The organism is Mucilaginibacter sp. R-33 (assembly GCF_049949235.1).
Lineage (GTDB): Bacteria > Bacteroidota > Bacteroidia > Sphingobacteriales > Sphingobacteriaceae > Mucilaginibacter.
In genome coordinates this window covers 2,444,621-2,470,736 of record NZ_CP188089.1, presented here as the reverse complement: position 1 = coordinate 2,470,736, position 26,116 = coordinate 2,444,621, and the positions used below count along the sequence as shown (strand labels likewise).

The 26,116-nt window shown below is 43.1% G+C and carries 28 protein-coding genes; 23 read left to right on the top strand and 5 right to left on the bottom strand.

Annotated features, from left to right (window positions below):
- Positions 1-39: 39 nt before the first annotated feature.
- On the bottom strand, positions 40-855 hold the full coding sequence (locus ACP26M_RS10440) for a universal stress protein (RefSeq protein ID WP_426588597.1): 816 nt from the start codon (positions 853-855) through the stop codon (positions 40-42).
- Between the two features lie 491 nt (positions 856-1,346).
- Here ACP26M_RS10440 and ACP26M_RS10435 point away from each other — a divergent pair, with 491 nt between their 5' ends.
- From ACP26M_RS10435 to ACP26M_RS10355, 17 genes are all read left to right on the top strand, one after another.
- Positions 1,347-2,162 (top strand): DUF2249 domain-containing protein, encoded by an 816-nt coding sequence (locus tag ACP26M_RS10435; RefSeq protein ID WP_426588595.1) that lies wholly within the window; start codon positions 1,347-1,349, stop codon positions 2,160-2,162.
- Positions 2,159-3,451: a hypothetical protein gene (locus tag ACP26M_RS10430; RefSeq protein ID WP_426588593.1), complete on the top strand. Its 1,293-nt coding sequence runs from the start codon at positions 2,159-2,161 to the stop codon at positions 3,449-3,451. The genes ACP26M_RS10435 and ACP26M_RS10430 overlap by 4 nt, the downstream gene beginning before the upstream one ends.
- Complete coding sequence (locus ACP26M_RS10425; protein WP_426588591.1) at positions 3,444-3,776, top strand: metal-sulfur cluster assembly factor; 333 nt, start codon at positions 3,444-3,446, stop codon at positions 3,774-3,776. Before ACP26M_RS10430 ends, ACP26M_RS10425 begins: the two co-directional genes overlap by 8 nt.
- The gene (locus ACP26M_RS10420) at positions 3,776-4,987 is read left to right on the top strand and encodes a hypothetical protein (protein WP_426588589.1); all 1,212 of its coding nucleotides are present in this window, start codon (positions 3,776-3,778) and stop codon (positions 4,985-4,987) included. The genes ACP26M_RS10425 and ACP26M_RS10420 overlap by 1 nt, the downstream gene beginning before the upstream one ends.
- Positions 4,988-5,028: 41 nt before the next feature.
- Positions 5,029-5,397: a response regulator gene (locus ACP26M_RS10415; protein WP_426588587.1), complete on the top strand. Its 369-nt coding sequence runs from the start codon at positions 5,029-5,031 to the stop codon at positions 5,395-5,397.
- Positions 5,398-5,630: 233 nt separating this feature from the next.
- Positions 5,631-6,593, top strand: a complete 963-nt coding sequence (ric, locus tag ACP26M_RS10410) for an iron-sulfur cluster repair di-iron protein (RefSeq protein ID WP_426588585.1) — start codon at positions 5,631-5,633, stop codon at positions 6,591-6,593.
- Positions 6,594-6,615: 22 nt separating this feature from the next.
- Positions 6,616-7,044 (top strand): RrF2 family transcriptional regulator, encoded by a 429-nt coding sequence (locus tag ACP26M_RS10405; protein ID WP_354482468.1) that lies wholly within the window; start codon positions 6,616-6,618, stop codon positions 7,042-7,044.
- Positions 7,045-7,262: 218 nt separating this feature from the next.
- Positions 7,263-7,769: a c-type cytochrome gene (locus ACP26M_RS10400; RefSeq protein ID WP_426588583.1), complete on the top strand. Its 507-nt coding sequence runs from the start codon at positions 7,263-7,265 to the stop codon at positions 7,767-7,769.
- Positions 7,770-7,789: 20 nt separating this feature from the next.
- On the top strand, positions 7,790-9,766 hold the full coding sequence (gene nosZ, locus ACP26M_RS10395) for a Sec-dependent nitrous-oxide reductase (RefSeq protein WP_426588581.1): 1,977 nt from the start codon (positions 7,790-7,792) through the stop codon (positions 9,764-9,766).
- A 53-nt stretch (positions 9,767-9,819) separates the two neighbouring features.
- Complete coding sequence (locus ACP26M_RS10390; protein WP_426588579.1) at positions 9,820-10,449, top strand: hypothetical protein; 630 nt, start codon at positions 9,820-9,822, stop codon at positions 10,447-10,449.
- The gene (locus tag ACP26M_RS10385) at positions 10,385-10,804 is read left to right on the top strand and encodes a nitrous oxide reductase accessory protein NosL (protein ID WP_175489926.1); all 420 of its coding nucleotides are present in this window, start codon (positions 10,385-10,387) and stop codon (positions 10,802-10,804) included. Before ACP26M_RS10390 ends, ACP26M_RS10385 begins: the two co-directional genes overlap by 65 nt.
- A gap of 8 nt (positions 10,805-10,812) precedes the next feature.
- Positions 10,813-12,048 (top strand): nitrous oxide reductase family maturation protein NosD, encoded by a 1,236-nt coding sequence (locus tag ACP26M_RS10380; RefSeq protein WP_426588577.1) that lies wholly within the window; start codon positions 10,813-10,815, stop codon positions 12,046-12,048.
- Positions 12,036-12,755 (top strand): ABC transporter ATP-binding protein, encoded by a 720-nt coding sequence (locus ACP26M_RS10375; protein ID WP_426588575.1) that lies wholly within the window; start codon positions 12,036-12,038, stop codon positions 12,753-12,755. Before ACP26M_RS10380 ends, ACP26M_RS10375 begins: the two co-directional genes overlap by 13 nt.
- A complete protein-coding gene (locus ACP26M_RS10370) occupies positions 12,748-13,515 on the top strand; it encodes an ABC transporter permease subunit (RefSeq protein WP_090525226.1) in 768 nt (255 codons plus the stop codon). The genes ACP26M_RS10375 and ACP26M_RS10370 overlap by 8 nt, the downstream gene beginning before the upstream one ends.
- Before the next feature lies 1 nt (position 13,516).
- Positions 13,517-13,912: a hypothetical protein gene (locus tag ACP26M_RS10365; protein WP_426588572.1), complete on the top strand. Its 396-nt coding sequence runs from the start codon at positions 13,517-13,519 to the stop codon at positions 13,910-13,912.
- Between the two features lie 38 nt (positions 13,913-13,950).
- Complete coding sequence (locus tag ACP26M_RS10360; RefSeq protein WP_426588570.1) at positions 13,951-16,266, top strand: TonB-dependent receptor domain-containing protein; 2,316 nt, start codon at positions 13,951-13,953, stop codon at positions 16,264-16,266.
- Between the two features lie 194 nt (positions 16,267-16,460).
- Positions 16,461-18,200, top strand: a complete 1,740-nt coding sequence (locus ACP26M_RS10355; RefSeq protein ID WP_090525233.1) for a thiamine pyrophosphate-dependent enzyme — start codon at positions 16,461-16,463, stop codon at positions 18,198-18,200.
- Positions 18,201-18,236: 36 nt separating this feature from the next.
- On the opposite strand, the gene ACP26M_RS10350 is transcribed toward ACP26M_RS10355, so the two are convergent.
- Together ACP26M_RS10350 and ACP26M_RS10345 are read right to left on the bottom strand one after the other, a co-directional pair.
- Positions 18,237-18,728, bottom strand: coding sequence for a hypothetical protein (locus ACP26M_RS10350; protein WP_426588568.1), 492 nt, complete (start codon positions 18,726-18,728; stop codon positions 18,237-18,239).
- Between the two features lie 29 nt (positions 18,729-18,757).
- Entirely contained in the window at positions 18,758-19,291 is a 534-nt protein-coding gene (locus ACP26M_RS10345) for a hypothetical protein (protein WP_426588566.1), read from the bottom strand.
- Between the two features lie 55 nt (positions 19,292-19,346).
- On the opposite strand from ACP26M_RS10345, the gene ACP26M_RS10340 reads away from it, so the two are divergent.
- The 6 genes from ACP26M_RS10340 (at position 19,347) to ACP26M_RS10315 (ending at position 24,252) form a co-directional block, all read left to right on the top strand.
- Positions 19,347-20,675 (top strand): MFS transporter, encoded by a 1,329-nt coding sequence (locus ACP26M_RS10340; RefSeq protein ID WP_426588564.1) that lies wholly within the window; start codon positions 19,347-19,349, stop codon positions 20,673-20,675.
- Positions 20,676-20,722: 47 nt separating this feature from the next.
- Positions 20,723-21,067: a hypothetical protein gene (locus ACP26M_RS10335; protein ID WP_090525244.1), complete on the top strand. Its 345-nt coding sequence runs from the start codon at positions 20,723-20,725 to the stop codon at positions 21,065-21,067.
- An 85-nt stretch (positions 21,068-21,152) separates the two neighbouring features.
- The gene (locus ACP26M_RS10330) at positions 21,153-21,677 is read left to right on the top strand and encodes a DinB family protein (protein WP_176624396.1); all 525 of its coding nucleotides are present in this window, start codon (positions 21,153-21,155) and stop codon (positions 21,675-21,677) included.
- A gap of 118 nt (positions 21,678-21,795) precedes the next feature.
- Positions 21,796-22,128 carry a YnfA family protein gene (locus ACP26M_RS10325; RefSeq protein ID WP_175489927.1) on the top strand — a complete coding sequence of 111 codons (333 nt, stop codon included), beginning with the start codon at positions 21,796-21,798 and terminating at the stop codon, positions 22,126-22,128.
- Positions 22,129-22,187: 59 nt separating this feature from the next.
- Complete coding sequence (locus ACP26M_RS10320; RefSeq protein WP_090525248.1) at positions 22,188-23,510, top strand: MFS transporter; 1,323 nt, start codon at positions 22,188-22,190, stop codon at positions 23,508-23,510.
- A gap of 13 nt (positions 23,511-23,523) precedes the next feature.
- Entirely contained in the window at positions 23,524-24,252 is a 729-nt protein-coding gene (locus tag ACP26M_RS10315; RefSeq protein WP_090525250.1) for a (Fe-S)-binding protein, read from the top strand.
- Between the two features lie 18 nt (positions 24,253-24,270).
- Here the strand turns inward: ACP26M_RS10315 and ACP26M_RS10310 are convergent, their stop codons facing one another.
- Positions 24,271-25,329 (bottom strand): GTP pyrophosphokinase, encoded by a 1,059-nt coding sequence (locus ACP26M_RS10310; protein WP_426588560.1) that lies wholly within the window; start codon positions 25,327-25,329, stop codon positions 24,271-24,273.
- 62 nt (positions 25,330-25,391) lie between these two features.
- Entirely contained in the window at positions 25,392-26,000 is a 609-nt protein-coding gene (locus ACP26M_RS10305) for a hypothetical protein (protein ID WP_426588558.1), read from the bottom strand.
- Positions 26,001-26,116: the final 116 nt, after the last annotated feature.

The window sequence follows — 26,116 nt, the reverse complement described above, 5'->3', positions numbered from 1 at the left end:
AGGCAAATATTTTATAATTCTGGGGATCATCACTTAAGTTCATGAACTCATCGGAACAGCAAGTAACGGTATGTTCAGCCCGGTAGCCATTTGGCGGGTTTTACTTCGGTGAAGGAGTGAAGACCAAAAGCCGTGCTTTTTGGGGATCATGATCAACAACTCGGCGCCACAATTTATAAGCTCCTTTTTTAATTCGGCAACAATTTTAGTTGAATTAGTTTCTCTATAAACACAATCAATACCAGCTGCCTGGAAATTATGCGCTACTGTGTCCTGAACAGGTTTTATTTCAGCGGCTTCTTTATTAACATAAAAAATCTCCACCGGCGATTCGAAAGCAATAACTTCATTCCGAATCATGGAAAGTAACTGTACGGGCTGGTCATTAGCCACATCACATGCCAGCATGATTTTCTTTAGCCCTTTGAACCGGGCGCCAATGGGGACGACCAGTACAGGGAAAGCCAAATTTTTGATGGCAGTTGTAGTTGTATTGCCTAAAACCCATTGATCCTGGCTTTCAGGGGCCATGCCAAGCACTACCAGCGAAGCATTGTGCTTTTTTACCAGGTTTTGTAATTCATCTGTAACCGGCGTATAACTGGTTTCACAACTGACAGTGATGTCGTGAATCAGTGCAGTTATTGCTGCTTGTTGTGCAAGCCGGTCTTGATTCTTTGCCTCCAGTTCACTTACAGTTGAAGCTGGCAGGAGCGTATTCGATTCGTGCAGGGACAAGCTGAAGGCATTAAAAAGCAGGAGCCTGTAGTTGAAATGTTTGGCCAAAGCGGCGGCATAGGTTACCGCGTTTTCAGCAGCCGGCGAATAGTCTGTTGCAGCAATTATAGTTTTCATATGGGTGACTGGTTGTTTTGTTAATATTCATAAAACCATTAAATACGGGCTCGTAAAAGTAGAAGACCCTTTGTACCGTAAATAGCGCAGTTAAACAGTGCAACCTGTTCTGCTTTTTTATCGGCGGTTTCTTAAAAACAAAGATCAAGAATGGCTTTAAACTTCAACATGACGTTGATCAGCTTAAAAAATGATCACAATTACTAACAAGTGCAGGGAAACCAGAAGGAAATCAGGGAGAAGATCAACTGCCATAGCATCGGACCATTTTGAAAGTTTATTTTAGGAGATAGGGGCTTTTTTACAAATAGCGTAGATAATCTGGGCAGAGAGAGAACAGGAAACCAATTGTTGGCAGCCATTTGATCGATGGGTGACTGACAAAAAAAAATATCGTAGCCGGGTAAACGTAATCTTTACGTCACCTTTCTAAATAATAAAAGATAATTTTGTCTTTTATTATTTACATTTGTCCACTAACTCATAAAAAAATGGAACCGTCAGAAATACACATTGTATTGAATGCTAATAGCCTAATAAGTGATCTGCTGAAGTATAACGAAGAGCTGATAATCCAAAAACTTACCGAACCCAATAAAAATTTTAACCGGCTGAAAAACCCTGTGCTCAGAAAGGTTTTAGCCAAACGGGTATCCGTTGCTCAGGCTTGCAGGATAGCAGGCTGCTCGCTGAATGAATTTTTTGACGTCCTTAAACCGCTTGGATTTAAAGCGGCGCACGAAGCTGTTGAAGTTGACAGGTTACCACTTCCCCTTGCCGCTTCTTTTACTAAAATTATTGATCTTGATGTCAGACCGATTTTGGCGGCAGGAAATGACCCTTTAAAAATGATCCTTACAGCGGCGGCCGGGCTTAAAAACGGCGAGGTGCTAAAAGTGATCAATACTTTTGAACCTGTCCCGTTAATCAACCTCCTGGAAAATAAGGGATACCGTTCGTTTATGGACATCGCCGGACCGGAACTTGTGAATACTTATTTCCTAAAGAATGAGGCCCAACCTGATGAGCTTATAATGGATATATCGGAATTATCGGTTGAAGCAGATGGGCTCACGGAACTTATGAAAGCCTATCAATTGTACATTATGGATGTCAGGCCTTTCCAAATGCCTAAGCCTATGACTATGATCCTGGACAAGCTGGAAACGCTGAAAACCACTGAAGCCTTGTATGTCCGGCATCGAAAAGTCCCTGTTCATCTGCTCCCGGTATTAAAAGAAAGAGGTTTTGACTTTCGCATCATGGAAACAGCGGATGCAGTTATCCTGTTTATCTATAAGCCATGAATATGATCACTAAACAGCATCCCGAATTATACCCTATTGTAAGGGCTCACTACCTGGCTTCAGCGGTTTGTTTTGTGCTTATCGGTGTCTTGTTTTTCTTTGCGTCGGCAGATTTTGCCGGGCACTATTTTCAGCCGAAATTATTAGCCATTACCCATCTTGCCGCGCTGGGCTGGGTTACTATGGTTATTTTCGGTGCAGCGTATCAACTGGTACCGGTCATACTTGAAACAGGATTGTCAGGCTATCGTTTGCCCTGGCTATCATTCGTCGCTTTTTTGAGCGGGCTTGTCCTGTTGGTTTGTTCTTTCTGGCGTTTTGAACCAGGTTTATGTATGCAGGGAGGGGCACTGCTGCTGCTAACCGGCATGCTTGGCTTTACCATTGTCATTTTTCTAACAGGAAAAAGATTAAAGAACAAAAAGGAGAACATTCATCAGGAAATGATCAATACTTCCTGTATCTGGTTGCTGGCCACCGGTGTTCTTGGGGTTCTGCTGGTATTCAACCTCCGTTACGCCTTTTTGCCACAGGATCACCTTCAGTTTTTAAGGCTCCATGCGCATATGGGAATGGGAGGCTGGTTTTTATTGTTAGTGATAGGAGTAAGCAGTAAATTGGTGCCAATGTTCCTGGTGTCCCGCAAACAGAATTTGCGGCTGCTTGATTGGGTTTATTATCTGCTGAATGGCGGCCTGCTTGCATTTGTGATCGATACGTACCTGGAAGGTATCAACAACCGGACCTATCTCATCGCACTGCTTCCAACTGCAGCGTTTATCATATATTTCATTTATTTAATCCAATGTTACCGGTCACGAATGAAAAGAAGGTTGGATTTACCTATGATGTACACCATGTTGTCTTTTATATTGCTGCTGGCTGCATTGCTGATACAGCCGCTTATTATTAACGCGCATGTTCAAAATATAACACAAGGCATTGCGCTTACTAAACTATACGGGCTATTGGTGCTAATGGGCTGGCTTTCTTTGCTGATCCTGGGGCAGGCGTTTAAAACTTTGCCTTTCCTGGTTTGGTTAAAAATTTATGGCCCGGGCACCGGTAAAGAACCTACACCTTTACCTTCGGATCTATACAGTCAAAAATTACTGATCATCCAGGGTATTGCCTTTACCGGTTTTATATTATCCATGATCACTATGGCGTTATCCGGCCTGGCTACGCCTGCGCGTATTGCCTCAGGTTGCCTGCTGTTAACGGCGCTTTGCTATCTTTTAAATTTAACCAGGGTCCTTACCCACAAAAAAACAACCGGCCATGCATAGCTTTGACGTTACCAATCCTGATACCTACATAGAAATGGAAGCATGGGAGCGCTTACGATCCATTATTGACCCTGAACTTCATGTCAATATCATTGATTTGGGACTTGTTTATACTATCAGGGCAAATAGCACAGCGAGGATGCTGGTGGTGGTAATGACCTTATCGTCACCCAGTTGCCCGGTGGGGGAAGCCATTTTGCAGGGGGTGGCCAATTGCCTCGAAGCCAGATTTGTGGACTACAAGACAGATGTGCAACTCACCTGGGAGCCAGCATGGGGCTTTGATAATATTACCGAAGAAGGCAAAAAACAGTTGTGGGGATAATGGACTGGATAAGTAAAGGCAGGTATCATTATTGGGCAGGAGGCAGCTTTGTGGTGCTTGCTGTTTTTGGCGTGGTGCTCAGGCTGATGCATATTGCCTTTGTGCCTCATTTAAACTATATTTTTTTGCTGCATGCTCACTCGCATTTCGCTTTTGCCGGGTGGGCCTTTCTTGGATTGGCCATGCTATTGGCCGGACGGGTTTCGCCTGTTCAAAGACGCCGGAAGTTCCTGTATGCCCTTAATGCAACACTCGTAAGTGCTTATGGCATGCTGGTTAGTTTCTCCTTTCAGGGCTACAAAACAGTCTCTATTATTTTTTCGACGTTTTTTATTTTAAGTACTTATTATTTTACCCGGCAGTTTCTAAAAAGTTTAAAGGAAACACGGCAACTTTCAAAAGGCGCGCGCCAATTGACCCTTGGCGCTTTGTTTTTTCTCTGCTTTTCCTCACTGGGCCCTTTAGCCCTGGGGCCGCTTATGGTTATGGGATTAAAAGGCACGGCAGTGTACCAGGATGCAATTTATGTTTACCTGCATTTTCAGTTGAATGGCTGGATGCAGTTGGCGGCCATTGCGTTAGTTGAAATCACTTATTTCAATATGTGCCCAACCAATCCGCAGCGTTGGGTATATCAACTATTAATCTGGTCGAACCTGCCGCTGTATTTAATTTTTACCTTGTGGAGCAACCCTGCCGGTTGGGTTTTTCTGATAGCCGGAATTGCGGCTGCGGGTAATCTTACTGCGTGGTTTATGATATGGCAGGGTCGGAAAACGCGGCTGCTGAAACTGCCTTTGCTGTTAAAAGTTGCATTTTTGGCCATCACCTTAAAAACCGTTTTTCAAGCCCTGGTATGTATTCCCGTCATTGGCAAATGGGCTTTCAGTGACCGTAATATCATCATTGGCTATATTCATTTGCTGACATTGGGCATCGTGACACCAGTCATACTCGATCAGTTTAAGCAAGCCGGCTTTTTCGGCGCCGGAAAAAAATTGCAGATCATAAACGGAAGTTATATAGTGTTGACTTTCGCATATCTCGTGATATTATTTGTTGAACCCGCCTTAAAACTTGTCGGAATAATAGTTCAGGATGTCGAGCCCCAATTATTGTTGCTATCCATACTGTTGCTGCTATGCGGGGTCGGCTATTTTGTGCTGCTAATTTTAGGTAGTTCAAAAAAAAGCGAGGCAGTTAGCGTGTAAAATCAGATTCAAATATTTATTTTTGGATTAACACGCCGGATATGAAAAACAAAGTTCTCCTAATCGAAGACAACCAGGACATTCGGGAAAACGCAGCAGAGCTGTTGGAGCTTTACGGTTTCGAAGTGCTGGTTGCCGACTGCGGCGAGGCAGGATTGGACCTGACTGATTTACACCCGGACTTGATTATTTCGGATGTAATTATGCCGGGTATTAGTGGATACGATGTGTTCAATCAGCTTCAAGAGGATTCCCTTAAAAAAAACATCCCCTTCATCTTTACTACCGCACTTTCCGAAAAGAAGGACCAGGACATAGCAAAAGTGATGGGAATACAAAACTATCTCATTAAACCATATGACGAAGCTGAGCTTATCAGCTGTATCCGGAAGTGCCTGGACATGATCTGATTTCCCTTCGGTTGAACGCCCGGTAATTTGCCTCAAATATCGGGGTAACATGCCATGACTATTTTTTACTGAAATTACGGCAAGGCTTTTCAAAGTTTCAGCCGGAGCTAATGAGCGCGGTCACTTTTGCGCTTTAAAAATTGATTGTTATCACATTTACGAAAAAAGAACAGCCTAAAATATACAAGAACAATAATAAAGGATAAATTTGTCTTCTATTAAATTAATAACAAATGGAAACACAAATTTTGGATGTAACGGTCATTGAACCAAAACTAAAACATCCCACTATTTTTAAGAGATTCGATGAACTGACCGGTGGTGAGGAATTGATCATTCACAATGATCATGACCCCAAACCGCTTTATTATCAGTTGCTGGCAGAGCGCGGACAGATCTTTAACTGGGAATATCTGATGAGCGGCCCGGAGGTTTGGAGGGTTCTGATTGGTAAAAAGAACCCGCATAACCAGGAAGAGACAATTGGTGAGATTGTTGCTAAAGACTATAGGAAGGCGATGGTTTTCAAAAAACTCGGCATTGATTTCTGCTGCGGCGGCAAAAAAACATTAACAGAAGCCTGCGTGAAAAAAGGGCTTGCCGTTGAAGAAGTGAAGCTCGTACTGCAGTCGGCGGATAACGGAGAATATGTAAATGCGCATAATTTTCAGGACTGGGCTCTTGATTTTTTAAGTGACTACGTAGTAAATGTCCATCATAAATATGTACGTGACAATATTCCCTTTATTGGTGAACTTGCAACAAAAGTGGCGCGTGTACATGGGGACAAACACCCCGAATTGATTGTGGTGGCTAACGTATTCGCTACGGTGGCACAGGAACTGAGCATGCACATGATTAAAGAGGAACGCATCCTTTTTCCTTATATCAGGGATATGGTGACAGCCCGGGAATTAGGTACCGCTGTGTTGCCGGCACCGTTTGGAGGGGTTATGAATCCCATTCAAATGATGGAGATGGAGCACGAAGGAGCAGGAGAAGAACTCGAAGAGATCAGGCAAATGACAAATAACTATACGCTTCCGGAAGATGCCTGTACCTCGTATCGTATCCTTTTCCAAAAGTTGCAGGAGTTTGAAAATGACCTGCACACACATGTACACCTCGAAAATAATATTTTGTTTCCGAAGTCGGTTCAACTCGAACAGCAGTTAAAAGATAATTCTCAATTATAGGTTTTAAGTTGAAAGGATAGTAGTGTTATTATCTAAATCATGTGAATATGCCATCAGGGCGGCAGTATATGTTGGTTATAAGACCTTGACCAAAGAAAAGACCGGCATCTCAGAGGTCGCTGAAGCGATAGGTGCACCTGTCCATTTCACTGCCAGGATCCTGCAGGGGTTATCCCGAAAGCGCGTCATTTCCTCCAGTAAAGGTCCGCACGGTGGTTTTTATATTGAAAACTCCGCCAAGGTTTACCTGATTGATATTATTCGGGCTATTGAAGGGGACGGGCTATTCAATGCCTGCATACTTGGACTTAAAAACTGTTCCGACACGAAGCCTTGTCCGGTGCACGACGAAATCAAGACGGTACGGACACAACTGCTCCTCGAATTTAACAAAAAATCCCTTCGAGACCTGGTAAGCGATTACCAGCAAAATAAGTTCGTTTTAAAATAAAAAAAATTATTCAACAAACAAGAGGGGACAAGTTTAAAATAATAAAAGATAAAAATGTCTTTATTTATAGAGGTGCTTTGGGGTGGAAGCTATATAGATATATTATATATCATATAAAATGCTATTTAAATGAGATATATCACTAAAAAAACATGATTTGAATCATGAAATAGTCAAAATTAATAAAGCAATTTCGAAGTATTATAAACATGAAAATAATGAAAATTTCAACCAGCTTTATCCGGGCCGCCTTTATAGGAGGTATGGCCCTTTTGGCCGCTTGCGGCCCTTCCAATGGGGGTGATAAACAGGCAACGGAATCTGCTCCGGCTGCCAATGCCGAAAATAGTTCGGCCGCATCTTCAGCAGACGTTGACCCCGCCGCCAAAAGTGACAGCAAGGGCGTAGGTAAATTCACAAGCGTGGAGATCGGCACAATTGACAATGCAATGGCCGACAAAGGCAAAGGAGTTTTTACTGCCAAGTGCTCCGCCTGTCACCAGATCACCGATCAGAAGGTGGTTGGGCCCGGTCTGAAAGGGGTAACCAAACGCCGTACGCCGGAATGGATCATGAACCAGATCACCAATCCGATAGAAATGGAACAAAAAGACCCCGTGGGTAAAGCACTTTTAGCAAAATATCTGACTCAAATGAGTTTTCAGAATGTAAGTGACGATGAAACCCGACAGATACTTGAGTATTTGAGAAAAAACGATCAATAACCTCTTTATATGTTTAAACCATGAAACGAATTACACAAACTACCCTGTTGTTAGCGGGACTGGGGGCGATTGCCATTGCCAGCGGTTGTAAAGCAGGTAAAACGGGGCAGGCAGCCACCGATGAAGATGCTGCCAAAAAAGTATACGTAGCGCCCGGCAAGCATGATGAATTGTACATGTTCGCCTCCGGTGGCTTCAGCGGCCAGATTGCAGCGTATGGCATTCCTTCCGGAAGGTTGCTTAAAGTGATACCTGTGTTTTCCCAGAACCCGGAAAATGGTTATGGCTACTCAGAAGAGACCAAACCAATGCTCAACACCTCGCACGGATTTGTGCCCTGGGACGACACGCACCATCCTGAATTTTCCAAAACCAATGGCGAAGATGATGGCCGCTGGCTTTTTATCAACGGTAATAACACGCCACGCATTGCCCGTCTCAACCTGGCAACTTTCAAAACGGAAGAAATTCTGGAGTTACCAAACGTTGCCGGTAACCACGCCTCTCCATTTTGTACAGAAAATACCGAGTATATAGTAGGTAACACTCGTTTTAGCGTACCGCTTGATGGAGATAAGGATGTATCGATAGGTGATTTCAAAAAGAAGTTCAAAGGTGCCGCGACTTTTATCAAGGTAGATAAGAACACAGGCCGCATGAACATTGCCTTTCAATTGATTGTTCCTGGCTTTAACTATGACCTGGCACATGCCGGCAAAGGCCCCTCACATGATTGGATCTTCTTTACCTGTTATAATACAGAGCAAGCTAATACCTTACTTGAAGTTAATGCCAGTCAACGCGATAAGGACTTTATCATGGCGGTGAACTGGAAAAAAGCAGAAGAGTTGGTGGCCCAGGGCAAGGGGCATAAAGCGCCTGCTAAATACGCGCATAACCTCTATAACGAGCGCACGCACTCAGCTACTTCAACCATGGAAAACGACGTGACCATGCTGGATGTAAAAGATTATCCGGGACTGATCTATTATATTCCCTGCCCAAAATCACCTCACGGTGTTGACGTGGAACCCAACGGCGAATACTTTGTAGCCAGCGGTAAACTGGCCGCGGTGATTCCTGTATTTTCGTTTAAGAAGATGCTTGGTGCTATTGACCAAAAACAATTTGAAGGGGACTTTGACGGTATTCCGGTATTGAAATATAATACTGTATTGGAAGGTGAAGTGCAAAAGCCGGGTTTAGGTCCGCTGCATACCGAATTTGACGGTAAAGGTTATGCTTATACGTCCATGTTCGTGTCTTCAGAGATTGTAAAATGGAAAGTGGACACACGTGAGATCATCGATCGTATTCCAACTTATTATTCTATCGGCCACCTTTCGGTACCGGGCGGCGATTCCAGGCATCCATATGGTAAATATGTGATTGCGCTGAACAAGATCACCAAAGACCGTTATCTGCCCACCGGTCCTGAGCTAACGCAATCTGCCCAGTTGATTGACATTACCGGCAACAAGATGAAACTATTGCTTGACTTCCCGACCATTGGTGAGCCGCACTACGCGCAGACCATACCGGCGGAGAAAATAGAGAAAAATTCTGTGAAGTTTTTTAAACTGGAAGAGAATGATAATCCATACGCTGCCAAATCAGAGAAAGAAGCCCGCGTAGTAAGAAAAGGCAACCGGGTGGATGTATACATGACTGCTATCCGGTCTCACCTGGCCCCGGACAATATAGAAGGCATAAATCAGGGTGATGATGTGTATGTGCATGTGACCAACCTGGAGCAGGACTGGGACGTTCCGCACGGCTTTGCCATCAAAGGTTCCAATAACTCAGAATTATTGATCATGCCGGGCGAGACCGCCACACTGAAATGGACACCTGACCGGACTGGTATTTTCCCATTCTATTGTACTGACTTCTGCTCTGCATTGCACCAGGAGATGTCTGGTTACTTTAGGGTATCGCCTAAAGGCTCAAACGTACCACTTACTTTCCACCTGGGAGAAAACCTCGCGGCAAGGTAACAAATCTTTTATTCAACGGGAGGACCCTGTGTCCTCCCATTAATACCAATAATATGAAAACCGGTTCAAGAATAGCAATAGCTGCAGCCATGGTGCTGCTGCTAACAGCGTATTTTCTTCCTTTATGGGAGATTACCTTGTCCGCACCACAATACCCCGAGGGCCTGAGTATGGATATATGGCTGAATGGTATCACAGGAAACGTGCTGCAGATCAATGGGCTTAACCATTATATCGGCATGCAGCATATCGACCCGCAGAACTTTGCCGAATTTAAGATTGCCCCCTGTGTGTTCGGGTTACTGATCCTGATCGGGTCGGTTGCTTCAGTAAAAGGCAGCAGAAAACTGCTGATTGGCTTGCTGGCGCTGATGATCGTTTTTGCCGCTGCCGGATTTATTGATTTTTACCTGTGGGAATACAACTATGGGCACAATCTTGATCCTCATGCAGCCATTAAAGTTGAAGGCATGTATTATCAACCTCCGCTGATTGGGTATAAACAACTTCTGAACTTCCTGGCAGGGTCTTTTCCTGCTACGGGGGGGATGCTGATCGGCCTGGCCGGAATAATTACCGCCGTTACATTATACATCGAAATAAGAAATGGTAAAAGAAATGAAAAAGAGAGGAATGATCGTGCTGCTGGCACTTTGGATCACCGCCTGCAGTCAAAAGCCTGAGGCCCTGCAATATGGAAAAGATGCCTGCGTACACTGTATGATGACAATTATGGACCGTAAGTTCGGTGCAGAGATCGTAACTTCCAAAGGCAAGATTTATAAGTTCGATTCTGCAGAGTGTATGCTGGGTTACATCAGCGAAAAACGTGGGCAGTTTGGCGATGCAGATACTTACCTTGTTGTAAACTACAAGTCAGGCGGTACACTTATGGATGCCCGCAAATGTGCCTATATACATGACCAAAAGATCAGTTCTCCGATGGGCGGTAACCTCGCTGCCCTTGCTTCCGAACAAGAGGCGAAAACCTTTCTGGGAAACGGGAAACTGCTGACCTGGAATGAACTTGTTAAATAAAAGATTGCATGAAAAGGATCTCACTCATTTGTCTTTTTGCCGTGGCGGTAACTGTTGCTTCGCATGCACGTACACTTGTAGTGGCCGTGGATACTGCCTTGCCTGATTTAAAGGCAGCTGTCGCTGAGGCTGCCGATGGTGATACGATCAAGGTGAAGAAGGGGTATTATTATTCGTACAATACACTTATCACCAAAAGACTGACCATCATTGGCGATGGGTATCCTGTGCTGGACGCAAATTATAAAGAAGAGGTAGTGACTATCCTGGCGAATGGTGTTACGTTCAGCGGCTTTGTGCTCAAAAACTCTAAAACCGGTTCGATGCGCGACTATGCCGGCATCCGCCTGCATAAGGTACACAATGTTACGATCAGTAATAACAGGTTAATCAATAACTTTTTTGGGATTTACCTGTCCGATTGCGATCATGTGTCTGTTATTGGTAATACAACCAATGGCACTGGCACCGAGCTTACGGCCGGTAACGGCATTCATGCCTGGCAATGTCATGATGTTATCATTATGAATAATTATTCTACCCGCCACCGCGACGGTATCTACTTTGAATTTGTTAAAAAGAGCAGGATCATCAGTAATACCAGTGAACGGAACTTTAGGTATGGGCTGCACTTCATGTTTTCGGACGATGATCTGTATCAAAAAAACACTTTTCGCAATAACGGATCAGGTGTCGCGGTGATGTATTCCAAACGGATACGAATGTTTGATAATTTGTTTATTGAAAACTGGGGAAGCTCCATTTATGGTTTGCTGCTGAAAGATATTACCCGGTCCCAAATTGTTGGCAACCGTTTCGTTAGGAATACGACGGGTATTTATATGGAGGGTTGCAACCTCATGACGGCTAACGATAATACCTTCATCAATAATGGTTGGGCTATGCGTATACTGGCCAATTGTGAAAACGGCAGGTTTGAGCGGAATAATTTCGAGTCGAACTCTTTTGATGTGACAACCAACGGGGTGCTCAACCTTAATAAATTTGATCAGAACTACTGGGACAAGTATGAAGGTTACGATCTGAATAAAGATGGCACCGGTGATGTACCCTACCGGCCGGTTAGCCTCTATGCGCAGATAATGGAGCAAATTCCGCAAAGCGTGGTGTTGATGCGGAGTTTTATGGTCAATCTTTTAGATAAGGTTGAACGGGCTATCCCATCTCTTACCCCTGAATCTGTTAAAGATATAAACCCTAAAATGAAACCATGGACACGTTAATTGAATTAAGCCACATTAAAAAGACATTTGGCAAATTGCAGGTGCTAAAAGATATTAGTTGTCATTTTGAAAGCGGCAACGTTGTGTCTGTTTTGGGGCCGAACGCCTCCGGAAAAACAACCATGATCAAAAGTATACTCGGTATGGTTATACCCGACGAAGGCGACATCCGGTTTCGAGGGACCAGAGTCAACAACACTTTTGATTACAAAAAATACATCGGCTATATGCCGCAGATCGGGCGTTACCCGGACAATATGAAGATTGGCCAGTTGTTTGACATGATGCTTGATATTCGTAACTGCAATAAAATACCTGATACAGACCTGATTGAGGCTTACCGGCTCAAAAGTATGTACCATAAGCCTATGAGGACACTTTCCGGAGGTACCAGGCAGAAAGTGAGCGCCGCCCTTGCTTTTATGTTTAATCCTGACGTGCTGATACTCGACGAACCCACAGCGGGCCTTGATCCCTTTGCCACCGAGATTTTAAAACAAAAGATCCTTGCCGAAAAAGCAAATAACAGGCTTGTGATCATCACCTCGCATATCCTTTCAGAGTCGGAGGAGTTAGCCGATACCGTGATGTACCTTTATGAAGGCAAGATCAAATTTTATGAGCCGCTGGCTGCGCTGCAAATGGAGACAGGTGAGCAGAGACTGGGTAAAATATTGACCCGATTATTAACTGAAGAACATGTTTAAGATAGCCAAATATATTATTCTCGACATCATACGCAGTAAGGTACTCATTGCCTACACGTTGTTGCTCGCTACCATTTGTACGGTGATCTTCCTGTCAGACAGCGATGTGATTAAAGGACTGGTAAGTATTACAACCATTGTGATGATCATTGTGCCGCTGGTCAGCATTATCTATGCAACCACCTATTATTTCAACGCCGCGGAGTTTACCGAATTGCTTGTTTCCCAGCCTATCAAACGCAGGGATATTTTATTGGGAGAATACCTCGGCATCAGCAGCTCTATCCTCGGGGCTTTTGTGCTCGGAGTTTGCCTGCCGGTTGCTTTGTTTGCACTCTCAGCTACGGGCATCACCTTAATGGTTGCCGGAGGTTTGGTAACCTTAAGTTTTACTTCACTCGCTTTCTGGGCTTCCACCAAAACCAGGGATAAATCAAAGGGGATTGGGCTTGCGCTAATGATTTGGTTCTATGCGGCCATTATTTATGATGCTTTGGTGCTGTTGTTCCTGTTCACCTTTAGCGATTATCCGTTGGAAAAAGCCATGATTGTGCTCACGGCTTTAAATCCCGTAGACCTGGCAAGGATCATGATCTTGTTAAAACTGGATATTTCTGCTCTGATGGGTTACACCGGCGCGCTTTACCGACAGTTTTTCGGAAGCGGTACAGGCATTGCCTTCAGTGTTTCGATGCTATTTATCTGGTCTGTTTTACCCGTACTACTGGCGCTTAAAATTTTCTCCAAAAAAGATCTGTAAGATGTTCCGCCGTTTCACCGCCATATTACTCCTGTTCTCGGTGCTGGTTATGAACCTGAACTCGCTTTGGCTTTATGCGGGATTCCGGCTCAACCAGGATTATATCGCGGCAAAACTTTGCGCCAATAAGGCAAGGCCCATGCTACACTGCAACGGCAGGTGTTTCCTGAGCAAACAGCTTAAAAAGGCTAATAGCGAAGAGAAAAGCAACGAAAACCGAACCGCTAAAGAAATCATTTTTGAGGCTTATTATCACGGCGTTAATCAATTTACTGTACACATCAAACTGCTGGCCATTTTTACCTCCCTGGTAAGCTTCGCCCTGCTGCTTCGCCCGCTCGGAGCTATCTTTCGGCCCCCCGCTACGTCTTCAGTTTACCGCTACATGCTCTCCTGAGCAAATTCAATTTTGGTTTAACAAGAAGATGTTTAAAAATGAAATACTTTATCGTGTTCTGCTTTGCTATTGCCTTTACTTTACAGGCATCAGCGCAAAAAATACGGGGTGTTGTTGTCGACGCCCAAACCCAGGCACCCGTTGTCGGTGCCAGTATCCGTGTCAAAGGAAGTAAGCTGGGTACCTCAACGGATTTATCAGGCAAATTTATGTTGGCGCATACAAATAAAGCTGATTCCCTGATGGTTAGCTGTACTGGTTATGGTACTTGCTGTATCAGGTGCGATAGCTCGCTCTCAGTTCAACTAAAACCGGTGATTGCCGGCCTGGAGGAGGTGGTGGTAACGGCGGGCCGCCAGGAGCAGCCCCGCAAGGATATACCGGCTGCAATCAGCAAGATAAGTTCAAATACCATCCGCGAAGCGCATGCAACCGCTCCTTATCAATTGTTGAATAAAGTTGCGGGGGTATATATGGTGAACCTCGGTAATGAGCAGCATACCATGGCCATTCGCCAACCGATTACTTACAACGCGCTCTACCTTTACATGGAAGATGGTATCCCGATCCGACCGACGGGGATATTCAATCATAACGTTTTATATGAGATCAATACCGATGGTATCCGGGATATTGAGGTGATTAAGGGGCCAGCTTCGTCTTTATATGGCAGTAACTCAATAGGTGCGGCTGTTAACTTCAATACGGCAAAAGAGCCCGTAACCCCGGCAGGGCAAATCAATGTACAGGGAGATAAATACCATTACCTGCGGGCTGGTATTCAGGGAGGCCTCACGGCAGGAAAAGTTGGGTTTTATATGGCAGGTTATGCCACACACCAGGAAAAAGGCTGGCAGGATTATACTGATTTTGATAAGTATTCGCTTTCTGCTAAAGTTAGTTATCCGCTGGGGGCCGACAGTAAGCTAACAGTATATGGTACCTATAATTATCTTAACACACAAACACCCGGAAACCTTGACAGTACACGTTTCTATAACCGATCTTACAGTAGTAATCAGCGTTTTGCCTACCGTAGGGTGAACGCATTCCGGGCCAGCAGTCGTCTTGATCATAATTGGAATGATGATAATCACACCTTTCTAACGCTTTTTTACAGAAACAATTCCACCGGGCAATTACCCAGCTATTACATTTCGGATGTCCGCAACAATAAGGGTCAATACATAAAGTCAACAGGTCAATTAAATGAGCTGAGTTTTTACAGCTTTGGCTTGCTTGCCCAGCATACCGTAAAGTTAAATTTTATGCACTCACAATTGATCGCAGGCATTTACCTGGATAATAGCCCAAGTTCGTTTTATGCTAACTTCCTGAATATTAAAAAAGATAATACCGCTCAGTATTATACCGGTTATATTAACACTGATTCGCTGATTGATAATTATAAGATTCATCTTTTTAATGCCGCATCCTATGTACAGTATATGGCAGAGCCGGTTAAGCGGATAAAAATTACTGCCGGACTGCGTTATGACCTGCTCATTTACAATTTTGACAACCAGCTGCCTCCTTTAAAAACCAAGTACAAACAACAGGAGCATAATCGATATGATGTATTGGCGCCCAAGCTTGGCGTAACTTATGACCTGCAGAAGGGGCGCGGCGTGTATGCCAATTTCAGTATGGGCTTTCAGCCGCCTGAAACTAATACCCTTTACAATTCCAGGCAATTAACACCGCTTAAACAGGCCACTTATAACAATTATGAACTGGGCGGCTGGACATCATTGTTCTCCCAAAAGATCAGGTTTGAGCTAACTGCTTATTACCTGCAGGGGAAAGATGAGATCATCAGCTTGCTCCAGGCAGACAATACTACACAATATGCCAACGCTGCTGCTACTACCCACAAAGGCTTAGAGTATAACCTACTGGTTGGCTCCGTAAAAAGCCTTGCCTTTCGCATCGGTGGAACGTTTGCGTCCCATACCTTTAATAAATACAGTGAAATTAGTGCCGGAAAATCCATCGGCTATGACGGTCATCAAATGACCAATGCGCCAAAATGGATTGCTAATTCGGAGATTACCTGGAAACCCGCTTTTATCGCTGGCTTCAGAACCGGTGTTGAATGGCAACATTTGGGTAAATACTTTACAAATGCAGCTAATACCAAAACCTACAGCGGTTATGATCTTTTTAATTTACGCACTGCCTATCGCATCAGCAGCGGCAGCGCGAAGGGACTGGAAGTTTGGTTTAATGTAATGAACCTGACCAATAAGCTATATGCAACTACTGTGACTGGAAATAGCTATGGGGATACTTATACGGCGGCCCCTCCGCGCACCTTTTCATTAGGTATCAGTCATTCTATTTCAAAACTATGATCATGAAAAAAACATCCGTTGCGAATCCGGTTAGATTGCGATATATCATTCATTATCGTGAAATCGCGATATATCAAAAAGCTCAAAAAACTATCTTAATTGCAAATATTTGACTGTTAATTGCTTAACAAATGGCACGTGTTTGGTGTTATGGATAGTAAATTACCACATCACTAACGCTAAACAACCCAAACATGTCAAAAAAAGTAGCCGAGCAACTTGTAGAAATGCTGATACAGGCCGGCATCAAACGTATTTACGCCATTACCGGCGATAGTTTAAACGAACTTAATGATGCCGTACGCAGAACGCCCGAATTAAAATGGATCCACGTACGCAATGAAGAAGCAGGCGCTTTTGCAGCTTCGGCCGATGCGCAACTGAGCGGGCTTGCCTGTTGTGCAGGAAGCAGTGGTCCCGGGCATGTGCATCTGGTGAATGGCCTTTATGATGCTCACCGGTCAGGAGCACCTGTTTTAGCCATAGCATCTACCTGTGCTACTAAAGAGTTTGGCAGTAACTACTTCCAGGAAACCAATGTTATCAAGCTTTTTGATGACTGCAGTTACTATAACCAGGTGGCTGCCAACAACAAGCAAGTACCCCGTATGGCACAGGCGGCTATCCAAACCGCTATTCAGCGCAAAGGGGTTGGCGTATTGGGTTTACCGGGCGATGTGGCAGGGGAGGATGCTGTTGAAATCGATTCGTCGGTAAATAACTTTTTTTGCAAAGCCAACATTACCCCGGTATGGGAAGAGTTAGTAAAACTGGCCGATCTGATCAATCGTCACCCTAAAGTTTGCATTTTTGGCGGTATTGGTTGCGCCGACGCCCATGATGAGGTAGTTGAACTGGCGGCACTGATCAAGGCGCCGGTTGGTTATTCGTTCCGTGGTAAAATGTTTTTGGAGCATGATAACCCATACGAGGTAGGTATGACCGGCCTGCTTGGCTTGCCTGCTGCGTATCATAGCATGCATGAAAGCGATTTGGTTATCCTGCTTGGCACCGATTTTCCTTACACGCCTTTTTATCCCCAGGATAAAAAGATAGTGCAGATTGACATCAAGCCCGAAAATCTTGGTCGCCGCGCAAAACTAACGATGGGGCTTTACGGTGATATAAAATCTACAATTAAAGCGTTGATCCCTTTAATTAAAGAAAAAACCGACAGCAGCTTTTTAGATGCGCAACTTCATGTACATGCTAAAGTAAAAGAACAGCAGCAAGCTTACATTAAGGATTTTGGTGAACATGATGCTATTCATCCCGAAGCTTTAGCAGCTATCGTAGACGAATATGCATCTGCTGATGCCATTTTTACCTGCGATACCGGGATGTGTAATGTTTGGAGTGCCAGGCATATCAGCGCTAATGGGCGGCGTTCTATGATCGGCTCGTTTGTTCATGGATCTATGGCCAATGCTATGCCGCATGCTATCGGCGCGGCGCTGGCTTGCCCCGAAAGGCAGGTTGTGGCTATGTGCGGCGATGGCGGTATTTCTATGTTGTTGGGTGACTTAGCCACTATTAAACAATATGATCTGCCTATAAAGATCATTGTATTTAATAACAGGAGCCTTGGCATGGTAAAGCTGGAAATGGAAGTAATGGGCCTGCCCGATTTTGAAGTGGACATGCACAATCCTAATTTTACCATGGTCGCGGAGTCAATGGGTATAAAGGGGATCACTATTAATGACCCGCAGGACCTTGAGCAGGGCATAGCCGAAGCTTTTGCACACACAGGACCAGTTTTAGTAAATGTTTATACCGACGGAACTGCCCTTGCCATGCCGCCGCATATCGAACTTAAAATGGTTAAAGGAATGGCCGTCTCCATGACCAAAATGATGCTTGGCGGTAAATTTGATGAGGTGTTGGCAACTGTGAAAGGTAACTATAAGCATCTGCCCGAAATATTTGATTAATGTTGGCAATACGTATAACCGGGAGATGTATGCTGTTTATATCTTCCGGTTTTTATATCGATGACTTGATAGGAAAACCTTTTTGACAATACCCGTCATAAAGTTAGCTATAAAAAGCAATTGCGCAGTCAGCAATACGGTTGTTGCAATAGTAATTATAGTGTTAATGTTGACTGCTTCCCGGATCTGGCCATCGATATAGTATTTATGCGGGCCGCGGATGGATAGCTGTGCGGAAAAATGAGAAATTATAATTAACGCAATCAATGTAACCAGCACGTGTCCCCATTTTAACCAAACTACAGGCAATATCGGTTCAATTATTGTGTAAGTAGCCCATACGATAAAAAATATTAAAGCTGTTAGGCGGTATAAATGAACCGCTGATACTACGAAATAAGTGTCATGAAGATTGATATCTATTGTTGCGGCAGTCGTAAAAAATGAAAGTATAATTGATAACAATGCCACAATCGCGAATATGTGCTGGGGACGGGTTTTGATGTTGAAGAAAGGATAAGGTTTCAAGGCGGTATATATGAATAAAAAGTGTTGACTTACAATTTCAAATGCGCAACAATGTTATTGTCCCTGATCTGTATAAAATTAATATGCTCATCAGCCGGATCGTAATCGATACTTAAAACAAGGTTATTTATTTTGTAATGGTCTACCAGGAAGGGTTTATCCAGTATCGGCGAATCTCCGTGTTTGGTTTGTGTTGGCTCACCTGCTTTTTTGAAAACGTCTGCGCGGGTATCGTCAAATGAAATCTCAAATGGGAGTACAACTTGCATACCCGGTTTAGGGTAAATATTCAGATGAGAGAATACCGGTTGGCCGGGTTCTAAAACGATCAGCTCATCTTCGTCAATAACCGCATCCTCATTGGTGAACCCCAAATCGATACCCAATATTTCAGATCGCATGTAATCGCTTTTTAAAATATTGTAAGGGCTGAGGTCGGTAAAAGTATCCGCTAAAAATGCCTGGAAGCTATCATTATAAAGATACGAGCCGAATTGGTTTGTAAAATGGAGATAGGTGAACATGCTATAATCTTCTGTTTCTAAAGCTACAATAAATTTCATAATGATGTTTCCCTGATATGTAACTCAACCAAATTTCCCTACTTTTAAGCCCGTAATGGAAGCAAAAAATAACAAGAAAACCATTTGGGCCTGGTGCATGTTTGACTGGGCCAATCAGTCATATAATATCGTTATCACCTCTACCATATTCCCCGCGTATTTTGTGGAGGTTACCAAATTCAATTCAAAAAACACCCAAATGGTAACTTTTTTGGGGCACAGGTATGTTAATACAGTTTTATCAAACTATATTCTTGGATTATCCTATCTCATAGTTGCGGCAATTTTGCCCATCCTTACTTCCATAGCCGATTACCGGGGCAATAAAAAATCGTACCTGCAATTGTTTACCTGGCTGGGTAGCCTGGCCTGCGCGGGTTTGTTTTTCTTTAAGCCCGGCACAGGGTTGGAAATCCCGATGCTTTGCTTTGGCCTCGCTTCTATAGGTTATTGCGGCGGCTTTGTATTTTATAATTCTTATCTCCCTCAAATAGCCACACCCGATAAGCAGGACGCTGTAAGCGCAAAAGGGTTTATTTATGGTTATGTAGGCAGTATCGTAGTGCAGGTACTTTGCTTCATTGTAGTACTTGAGCCCAATTGGTTCGGCATCACCGACGACTGGCTGCCTGCGCGGATCTCGTTCCTGATGGTTTTTGTATGGTGGATAGGTTTTTCCATTATCCCGTTCCGCATGTTGCCAAAAGGCCAACCTAACGCCGGTAAACATAATTATAATGTACTTACGGGAGGCTTTAAAGAACTTGCCAAAGTTTTTGGCAAAGTGCGTAACATGCCGCTGCTTAAACGCTTCCTGGTATCGTTTTTCCTTTACTCTGTCGGTGTACAAACCATTATGCTGGCTGCGGCTAACTTTGCTGCCAAAGAATTGCACATGCCCGATGCTGCCCTGATCTCTATTGTGCTCATCATCCAGGTGGTTGCTGTGCCGGGGGCATTGATCGCCTCCAAATCATCGGAGAAATTCGGGAATGTGCGTACGCTGGTAGGTTTGGTGGCAATCTGGTCGGCCATTTGTTTGTATGCTTACTTTATCACCAATTCTACCCAGTTTTATGTGGCCGCGGTGATCATTGGCATTGTAATGGGAGGGGTACAATCTTTGTCACGCTCAACCTACTCCAAATATTTACCCGAAAACATCCCGGATACGGCTTCATATTTCAGTTTTTATGATGTTACCGAAAAGCTGTCGATTGTGGTAGGCCTGTTTTGTTTTGGCTTTGTGGAAGCTGTGACTAATGAGATGCGCGACTCGACACTTGCCCTTGATGGTTTTTTTGTGTTGGGCCTTATTATGCTCATCGTGCTGATGTTTAAAGAAAATAAACTTCGCAAACAGCGTGTTGAAGTAGAGGCCTAAACAATTTGGCGGCAGGCTTGTACTATCAATAAATAAAAACATAAGCCATGATCCACACAGTTAACCACAACGTTACCGGCGATAACGGCACACAGAGAAATATCATTATTGAGCCGGTACTGCATCAATCAACAAATCATGAATTAAATGCCACCGGCTTGTACAAACTTTATAAAGGTGGGGCCGATGGGGAAGCTACACTTTTTGAAATTCAGGAGATAGCTCCCGAAATTGGTGAAAGCAAGCCGCTGCTGGATGATAACAAAAATCCGGATTATTTAGGACAGATCAGGTTTGAGGGTGATGTTACTTCTAAATGGCATTATTCGGAAGGCACTTTATCGAATTATGAACAGCAACAGGTGGTGGAGTTTATCCAAAATACAAATTAGTTAGTTTTTCTTTTTTCCTGCTGACATAGGGCTGTCACCATGGTGTGGTTACTTTGTATTGTAATCAAAAACAAAACTCAAAGCAATGGAAACTAACACAAATCAACAGTCAACAGAAACTGCAGCAGCATCTGTTTATACACCCGATCAACTTTTACAAAGCTGGCTTGGCCAGCGCCGGGTAACCCGCAGGGTTATAGACGCTTTTCCGGAGGAAGCCTTATTTAATTATTCGATAGGTGGTATGCGCCCCTTTGCCGATATGGTTAAAGAGTTTATTAGTATGGGCGGGCCTTGTGTAAGAGGTGTTGTAACAGATAACTGGACCCCAATTGCAGGTCTGGATCACCATACAGGTAAAATAGCAGCGGCTACAAAGGCGGAACTGTTGCAACTTTGGGATGAGGCCACTGAGGAAATAAAAACCTATTGGCCCCAGATTACGCCTGAGCGTTTCCAGGAAACAGTACTGGCATTTGGCCAATACGAAGGATTAGTCAATTATATTTTACAGTACGTTATTGATAACGAGATCCATCACCGCGGCCAGGGCTATGTTTACCTTCGCACTTTGGGTATTGAGCCACCCGCGTTTTATGACAGGAGCTAAACCCGTTTTATAAAAAATAATCAAGGCTTTCCGAAAGGGAGGCCTTTTTTTATAATTGCCCCGGGCCAATATTGGCGTTTTTATATCTTTAACGAAGTGGTTACTTCAAATTTTAATAATGGCAATTATCCGCTCTTTTGCTCTTTTTTTGCTGGCCGGTTTATTTGAAATAGGCGGCGGCTATTTGGTTTGGCTTTGGTTAAAAGAAGGTAAGCCGCTTTGGTTTGGTATAGCGGGCGGGGTGATCCTGGCGCTTTATGGTATAGTAGCAACGTGGCAAACCGCCAATTTCGGCAGGGTGTATGCGGCTTATGGCGGTATTTTTATTGTACTGGCATTAATCTGGGCCTGGAAGGTGGATGGATTTAAGCCCGACCGTTATGATATTATCGGTGCTTTGATTGCATTGGTAGGCGCTTGTATCATTGTTTATGCACCGCGAGGACATTGATAAGTACTATTGTCGGACTTTTTTGCAGTTTCTAAAATTTGCATACATTTAGTGAGCAAATGGAAAATAAAAACAACAAAAAAACCATCCGCGCCTGGGCTTTCTTTGATTGGGCCAACTCAGCGTATAACCTTGTCATCACTTCAACCATTTTTCCGGCTTATTATGTAGCTATAACTACCAATCATGCCAATGGCGACAGGGTTAACTTTTTTGGTAAAAGCTTTGTAAATACAGCACTTTCAGATTATGCTTTATCGGCCGCTTACCTGGTAATGGTATTGCTGCTGCCCATATTGTCATCAATAGCCGACTATAAAGGCAATAAGAAGATCTTCATGATGTTTTTTACCCTGCTTGGTTCGGCAGCCTGCTGCGCGTTGTTCAACTTTGACAAAGACCACCTGGAGTTAGGTATCATTTGCTTTGCGCTGGCGGCTATAGGTTATAGTGGTGGCTTTGTGTTTTACAATTCATACCTGCCCGAAATTGCCACTGTTGATATGCAGGATAATGTGAGTGCCAAAGGTTTCACCTATGGTTATATCGGCAGCGTACTGCTTCAGCTTATTTGCTTTTTATTTGTGCTGAAAGGGGAGTGGTTTGGTATTGTTGACAAAACCTTCGCGCCCCGATTGTCGTTTTTGCTGGTAGGCTTATGGTGGATAGGTTTTGCTATGATCCCCTTCAGCGTATTGCCTAAGGGCAGCCCAAATGCGCAAAGCCACAATCATCATATTATAAAAGGCGGTTTTATCGAATTAGGGCACGTTTGGAAAAAGGTTAAGGAAATGCCGTTGTTAAAAAGGTTTTTACCGTCATTCTTTTTTTATTCCATGGGAGTGCAAACCATTATGCTGGTGGCAACCGGTTTTGCTGCTAAAGAGCTTAAAATGGAAACTCCGCAGTTGATCACTATCATTTTAATTATTCAATTGGTAGCTATTTTGGGCGCTACGCTGATGTCGCGCCTGTCGGGTAAATATGGTAACGTAAGGATTTTAATTAGTGTGGTGATCCTGTGGATCGCGGTTTGTATAGCTGCTTACTTTACCTATACACAAACACAGTTTTACATCATAGCAGTGGTGGTTGGTTTGGTGATGGGCGGTATCCAGTCCATGTCGCGCTCAACGTATTCAAAATATCTGCCCGAAAATATCCCCGATACGGCATCTTTCTTTAGTTTTTATGATGTTACCGAAAAGCTGGCCATAGTAGGCGGGGTATTTAGCTTTGGTTTTTTTGAAGAAATAACCGGCAGTCCGCGAAACTCGGTTTTGGTACTGGGTGTATTTTTCATTGTTGGCTTAGTTTTGTTGTTTTCTTTGCTGAGGGCTGAACGAAACGTCAATAAAAATTTGGATTTTAGCGCCCGTTAACTAATTTGTGCCGATGAAGGTTGAATTGTTTATACCGTGTTTCATAGATCAGTTGTTTCCGGCAACTGCTTTTAATACCGTAAAATTGTTGGAGAAAGCAGGCTGCAAGGTTAGTTATAACCCGGCGCAAACCTGCTGCGGTCAGCCGGCTTTTAATGCTGGTTTTTGGGATGATGCCAAAGAGGTGGGAAGCAAGTTTTTAAGCGATTTTTCGGAAGACAGTGTTATTGTTTCGCCTTCGGCTTCATGCACCGGAATGGTGAAGAATTACTATAACGATCTGTTTACCAATACGGCTGTTCACAATAAATGCAGAGCCATTCAAGGGAATATCTACGAACTGTCCGACTTTTTGGTGAATATCCTGGAGTTTGATTATTTCGGCGCCGAGCTTGATGGCAAGGCCGTTTATCATGATAGCTGTGCCGGCCTGCGCGAGTGCAAAATAAAGGATGAGCCGCGCCAACTGCTCTCCAAGGTACTTGGCCTCGAACTGCTTGACCTGAAAGACGGTGAAACCTGCTGCGGTTTCGGCGGTACATTTGCCGTTAAGTTTGATGGCATTTCAACCGCGATGGCGCAGCAAAAGGTTAATAATGCCCTTGATGTTGGTGCGGAATACATCATATCTACTGATGCCTCATGTTTAATGCACATGCAGGGGTACATCGATAAAAATAACCTGCCTATCCAAACCATGCACATTGCCGATGTTTTGGCTTTGGGCTGGGGGAATGTGTAATTAATTTTATTGGAAATATTAAGCTTTATTAGATTCTACATAAAAATCGATATACTGTTTTGCGAAATTTTCATTGTTAATGCCGAAAGCCCTTGCGTGTTTTTTGGCTCTTTCAATATCTTGAGATTTACCCGCTAAAAAATGAAGGAAATATAAAAGAGGTGCAATGGTAGCTGGGGCCATGCCCTTATTTATTCTATTATTAATAAAAATTTCTGCGAATCTTAAAAACCTATCTTTATTCATAGTTAACATCTTGCTTAAATCTCCAATAGATTTAAGTTCGTGAAATCTTAGAAGTTTCATAATAGGATCGTAGTTATCTATGGGCTTTAATTCAACTCCGGTTATATTCTCAATAAGCTTTTTTACTTCTAATAAGATATCATTTGTCTTTAGAAAGGAATTGATTGATGCAGCATTTATATCAACATTTTCAGGTTTTGATTTAATCAAGATAGGCACTCTATTTTCATATTCTTTAAGTTCTGTTTTTAATCTATCAAATTCTACATCTGCTGTTTCAAGTAAAGCGGAAAGCCTGTTAAATGTTCTTTTATATTGGTCAGGAATAGATATTTCTCCCTTGTAGCCTAAATCATGCTCGATTTCCGCCCAAGCATGTTGTAGGATCGATCTTATCTGAATTTCGCATTTAAACCCCTTGTATTTTTTATATTCTTTTAGGTTACTTCTACTTTCATTTAGCATTGTAACCACATGCAATGATCTATACCCAAATTGATCTGTTTTTAATATTCTTTTATCAATTGAGTTTTGAGTATCAATCATAAACTCTTTTTCAATCAGATTGGAAACTGTATTCACATCGCTTTCCATATAAGTTATAATTCTTATCCCTATAATATCGGTGATGTCTTCTATGCAAGTATATTTTTCTCCTTTTTCATCTATTTTCTTTGATAGACTTTCTAAAGATTTGATTCGCCCACTAATTTGATGAATTACTATTTCTTGATCAGATAATAGATCCGTCAATAAATTTACAACCCGCTCCTTATACGCTGTATATACTTTTATATTTTGTTTATAAGCATCAAGTATCTGGTCTTTCATAAAAGAATGATTTTTTTGGAGATATAATATTAGTAAATAAATATTATATCTCTAACAAGGTATTACTTCCGCTGAATATCCAAAATCGATCCTTCCTTGGCCATTTCCACAAGCAATGGTTTGGCAATACCTTGCTGGGCGTTATCATAGGCGGTATCACCCTTTGCCGCGATATCATCAAGGCCCTCTTCACGGTCCGATTCATATTTGTTTAAGGCCAGGTAAACAGAATCGCCGGAAACCTTATTTACCCTGTAAAGGGTATAGTGATCGTTTTTAAGGTTGATATGAAATATATCGTTCTTTTGTGGCGATAAAACCCATTGGTTTACTTTTTTTGCTTTCTGCTTTTCGCTGATATAAAAAAATATCGAACCAATAACGATCAGGAAACAGCCTGCAAATGTCCACACAGGTATTGTAGTTTGAGACTTTATATTATCATAGCTTAATTTGAGCGAGGCAGGCATTTCCTTAAGCTTCAAAATCTGCCTGCAATGGAGGCATTGGGATACGCCTGTTTTACCTATCGGGAAAAACGGGATCCAGAAAATATGTGCCCAGCGTTGAAATACATTCATCTGGATACTGTTGGCTGTATTGCAGTTTGGGCAGATGTCGCTTGTTATTTCAGCTTTTAATAGTTTCGCTTTGGTGCCGTATATGATCATGAGATGGGCGGTTTAGGGTTTACATTTTATCCGCACTGAAAATAGGCAAATTACCAGGATTATGAAAACACCTTATAAAGAGCCTCTTGTTTATTGAAAAACTAAAGCAACAATGG

Bases quoted from the DNA above. Each gene is read 5' to 3' on its own strand.
- ric (WP_426588585.1), top strand. From the start codon at position 5,631: ATGGAAACACAAATTTTGGATGTAACGGTCATTGAACCAAAACTAAAA.
- nosZ (WP_426588581.1), top strand. From the start codon at position 7,790: ATGAAACGAATTACACAAACTACCCTGTTGTTAGCGGGACTGGGGGCG.
- ACP26M_RS10440 (WP_426588597.1), bottom strand. From the start codon at position 855: ATGAAAACTATAATTGCTGCAACAGACTATTCGCCGGCTGCTGAAAAC.
- ACP26M_RS10355 (WP_090525233.1), top strand. From the start codon at position 16,461: ATGTCAAAAAAAGTAGCCGAGCAACTTGTAGAAATGCTGATACAGGCC.
- ACP26M_RS10335 (WP_090525244.1), top strand. From the start codon at position 20,723: ATGATCCACACAGTTAACCACAACGTTACCGGCGATAACGGCACACAG.
- ACP26M_RS10310 (WP_426588560.1), bottom strand. From the start codon at position 25,329: ATGAAAGACCAGATACTTGATGCTTATAAACAAAATATAAAAGTATAT.
- ACP26M_RS10330 (WP_176624396.1), top strand. From the start codon at position 21,153: ATGGAAACTAACACAAATCAACAGTCAACAGAAACTGCAGCAGCATCT.
- ACP26M_RS10385 (WP_175489926.1), top strand. From the start codon at position 10,385: ATGAAAAAGAGAGGAATGATCGTGCTGCTGGCACTTTGGATCACCGCC.
- ACP26M_RS10420 (WP_426588589.1), top strand. From the start codon at position 3,776: ATGGACTGGATAAGTAAAGGCAGGTATCATTATTGGGCAGGAGGCAGC.
- ACP26M_RS10415 (WP_426588587.1), top strand. From the start codon at position 5,029: ATGAAAAACAAAGTTCTCCTAATCGAAGACAACCAGGACATTCGGGAA.
- ACP26M_RS10380 (WP_426588577.1), top strand. From the start codon at position 10,813: ATGAAAAGGATCTCACTCATTTGTCTTTTTGCCGTGGCGGTAACTGTT.
- ACP26M_RS10435 (WP_426588595.1), top strand. From the start codon at position 1,347: ATGGAACCGTCAGAAATACACATTGTATTGAATGCTAATAGCCTAATA.
- ACP26M_RS10320 (WP_090525248.1), top strand. From the start codon at position 22,188: ATGGAAAATAAAAACAACAAAAAAACCATCCGCGCCTGGGCTTTCTTT.
- ACP26M_RS10305 (WP_426588558.1), bottom strand. From the start codon at position 26,000: ATGATCATATACGGCACCAAAGCGAAACTATTAAAAGCTGAAATAACA.
- ACP26M_RS10345 (WP_426588566.1), bottom strand. From the start codon at position 19,291: ATGAAATTTATTGTAGCTTTAGAAACAGAAGATTATAGCATGTTCACC.
- ACP26M_RS10340 (WP_426588564.1), top strand. From the start codon at position 19,347: ATGGAAGCAAAAAATAACAAGAAAACCATTTGGGCCTGGTGCATGTTT.
- ACP26M_RS10430 (WP_426588593.1), top strand. From the start codon at position 2,159: ATGAATATGATCACTAAACAGCATCCCGAATTATACCCTATTGTAAGG.
- ACP26M_RS10360 (WP_426588570.1), top strand. From the start codon at position 13,951: ATGAAATACTTTATCGTGTTCTGCTTTGCTATTGCCTTTACTTTACAG.
- ACP26M_RS10365 (WP_426588572.1), top strand. From the start codon at position 13,517: ATGTTCCGCCGTTTCACCGCCATATTACTCCTGTTCTCGGTGCTGGTT.
- ACP26M_RS10425 (WP_426588591.1), top strand. From the start codon at position 3,444: ATGCATAGCTTTGACGTTACCAATCCTGATACCTACATAGAAATGGAA.
- ACP26M_RS10370 (WP_090525226.1), top strand. From the start codon at position 12,748: ATGTTTAAGATAGCCAAATATATTATTCTCGACATCATACGCAGTAAG.
- ACP26M_RS10390 (WP_426588579.1), top strand. From the start codon at position 9,820: ATGAAAACCGGTTCAAGAATAGCAATAGCTGCAGCCATGGTGCTGCTG.
- ACP26M_RS10375 (WP_426588575.1), top strand. From the start codon at position 12,036: ATGGACACGTTAATTGAATTAAGCCACATTAAAAAGACATTTGGCAAA.
- ACP26M_RS10325 (WP_175489927.1), top strand. From the start codon at position 21,796: ATGGCAATTATCCGCTCTTTTGCTCTTTTTTTGCTGGCCGGTTTATTT.
- ACP26M_RS10315 (WP_090525250.1), top strand. From the start codon at position 23,524: ATGAAGGTTGAATTGTTTATACCGTGTTTCATAGATCAGTTGTTTCCG.
- ACP26M_RS10400 (WP_426588583.1), top strand. From the start codon at position 7,263: ATGAAAATTTCAACCAGCTTTATCCGGGCCGCCTTTATAGGAGGTATG.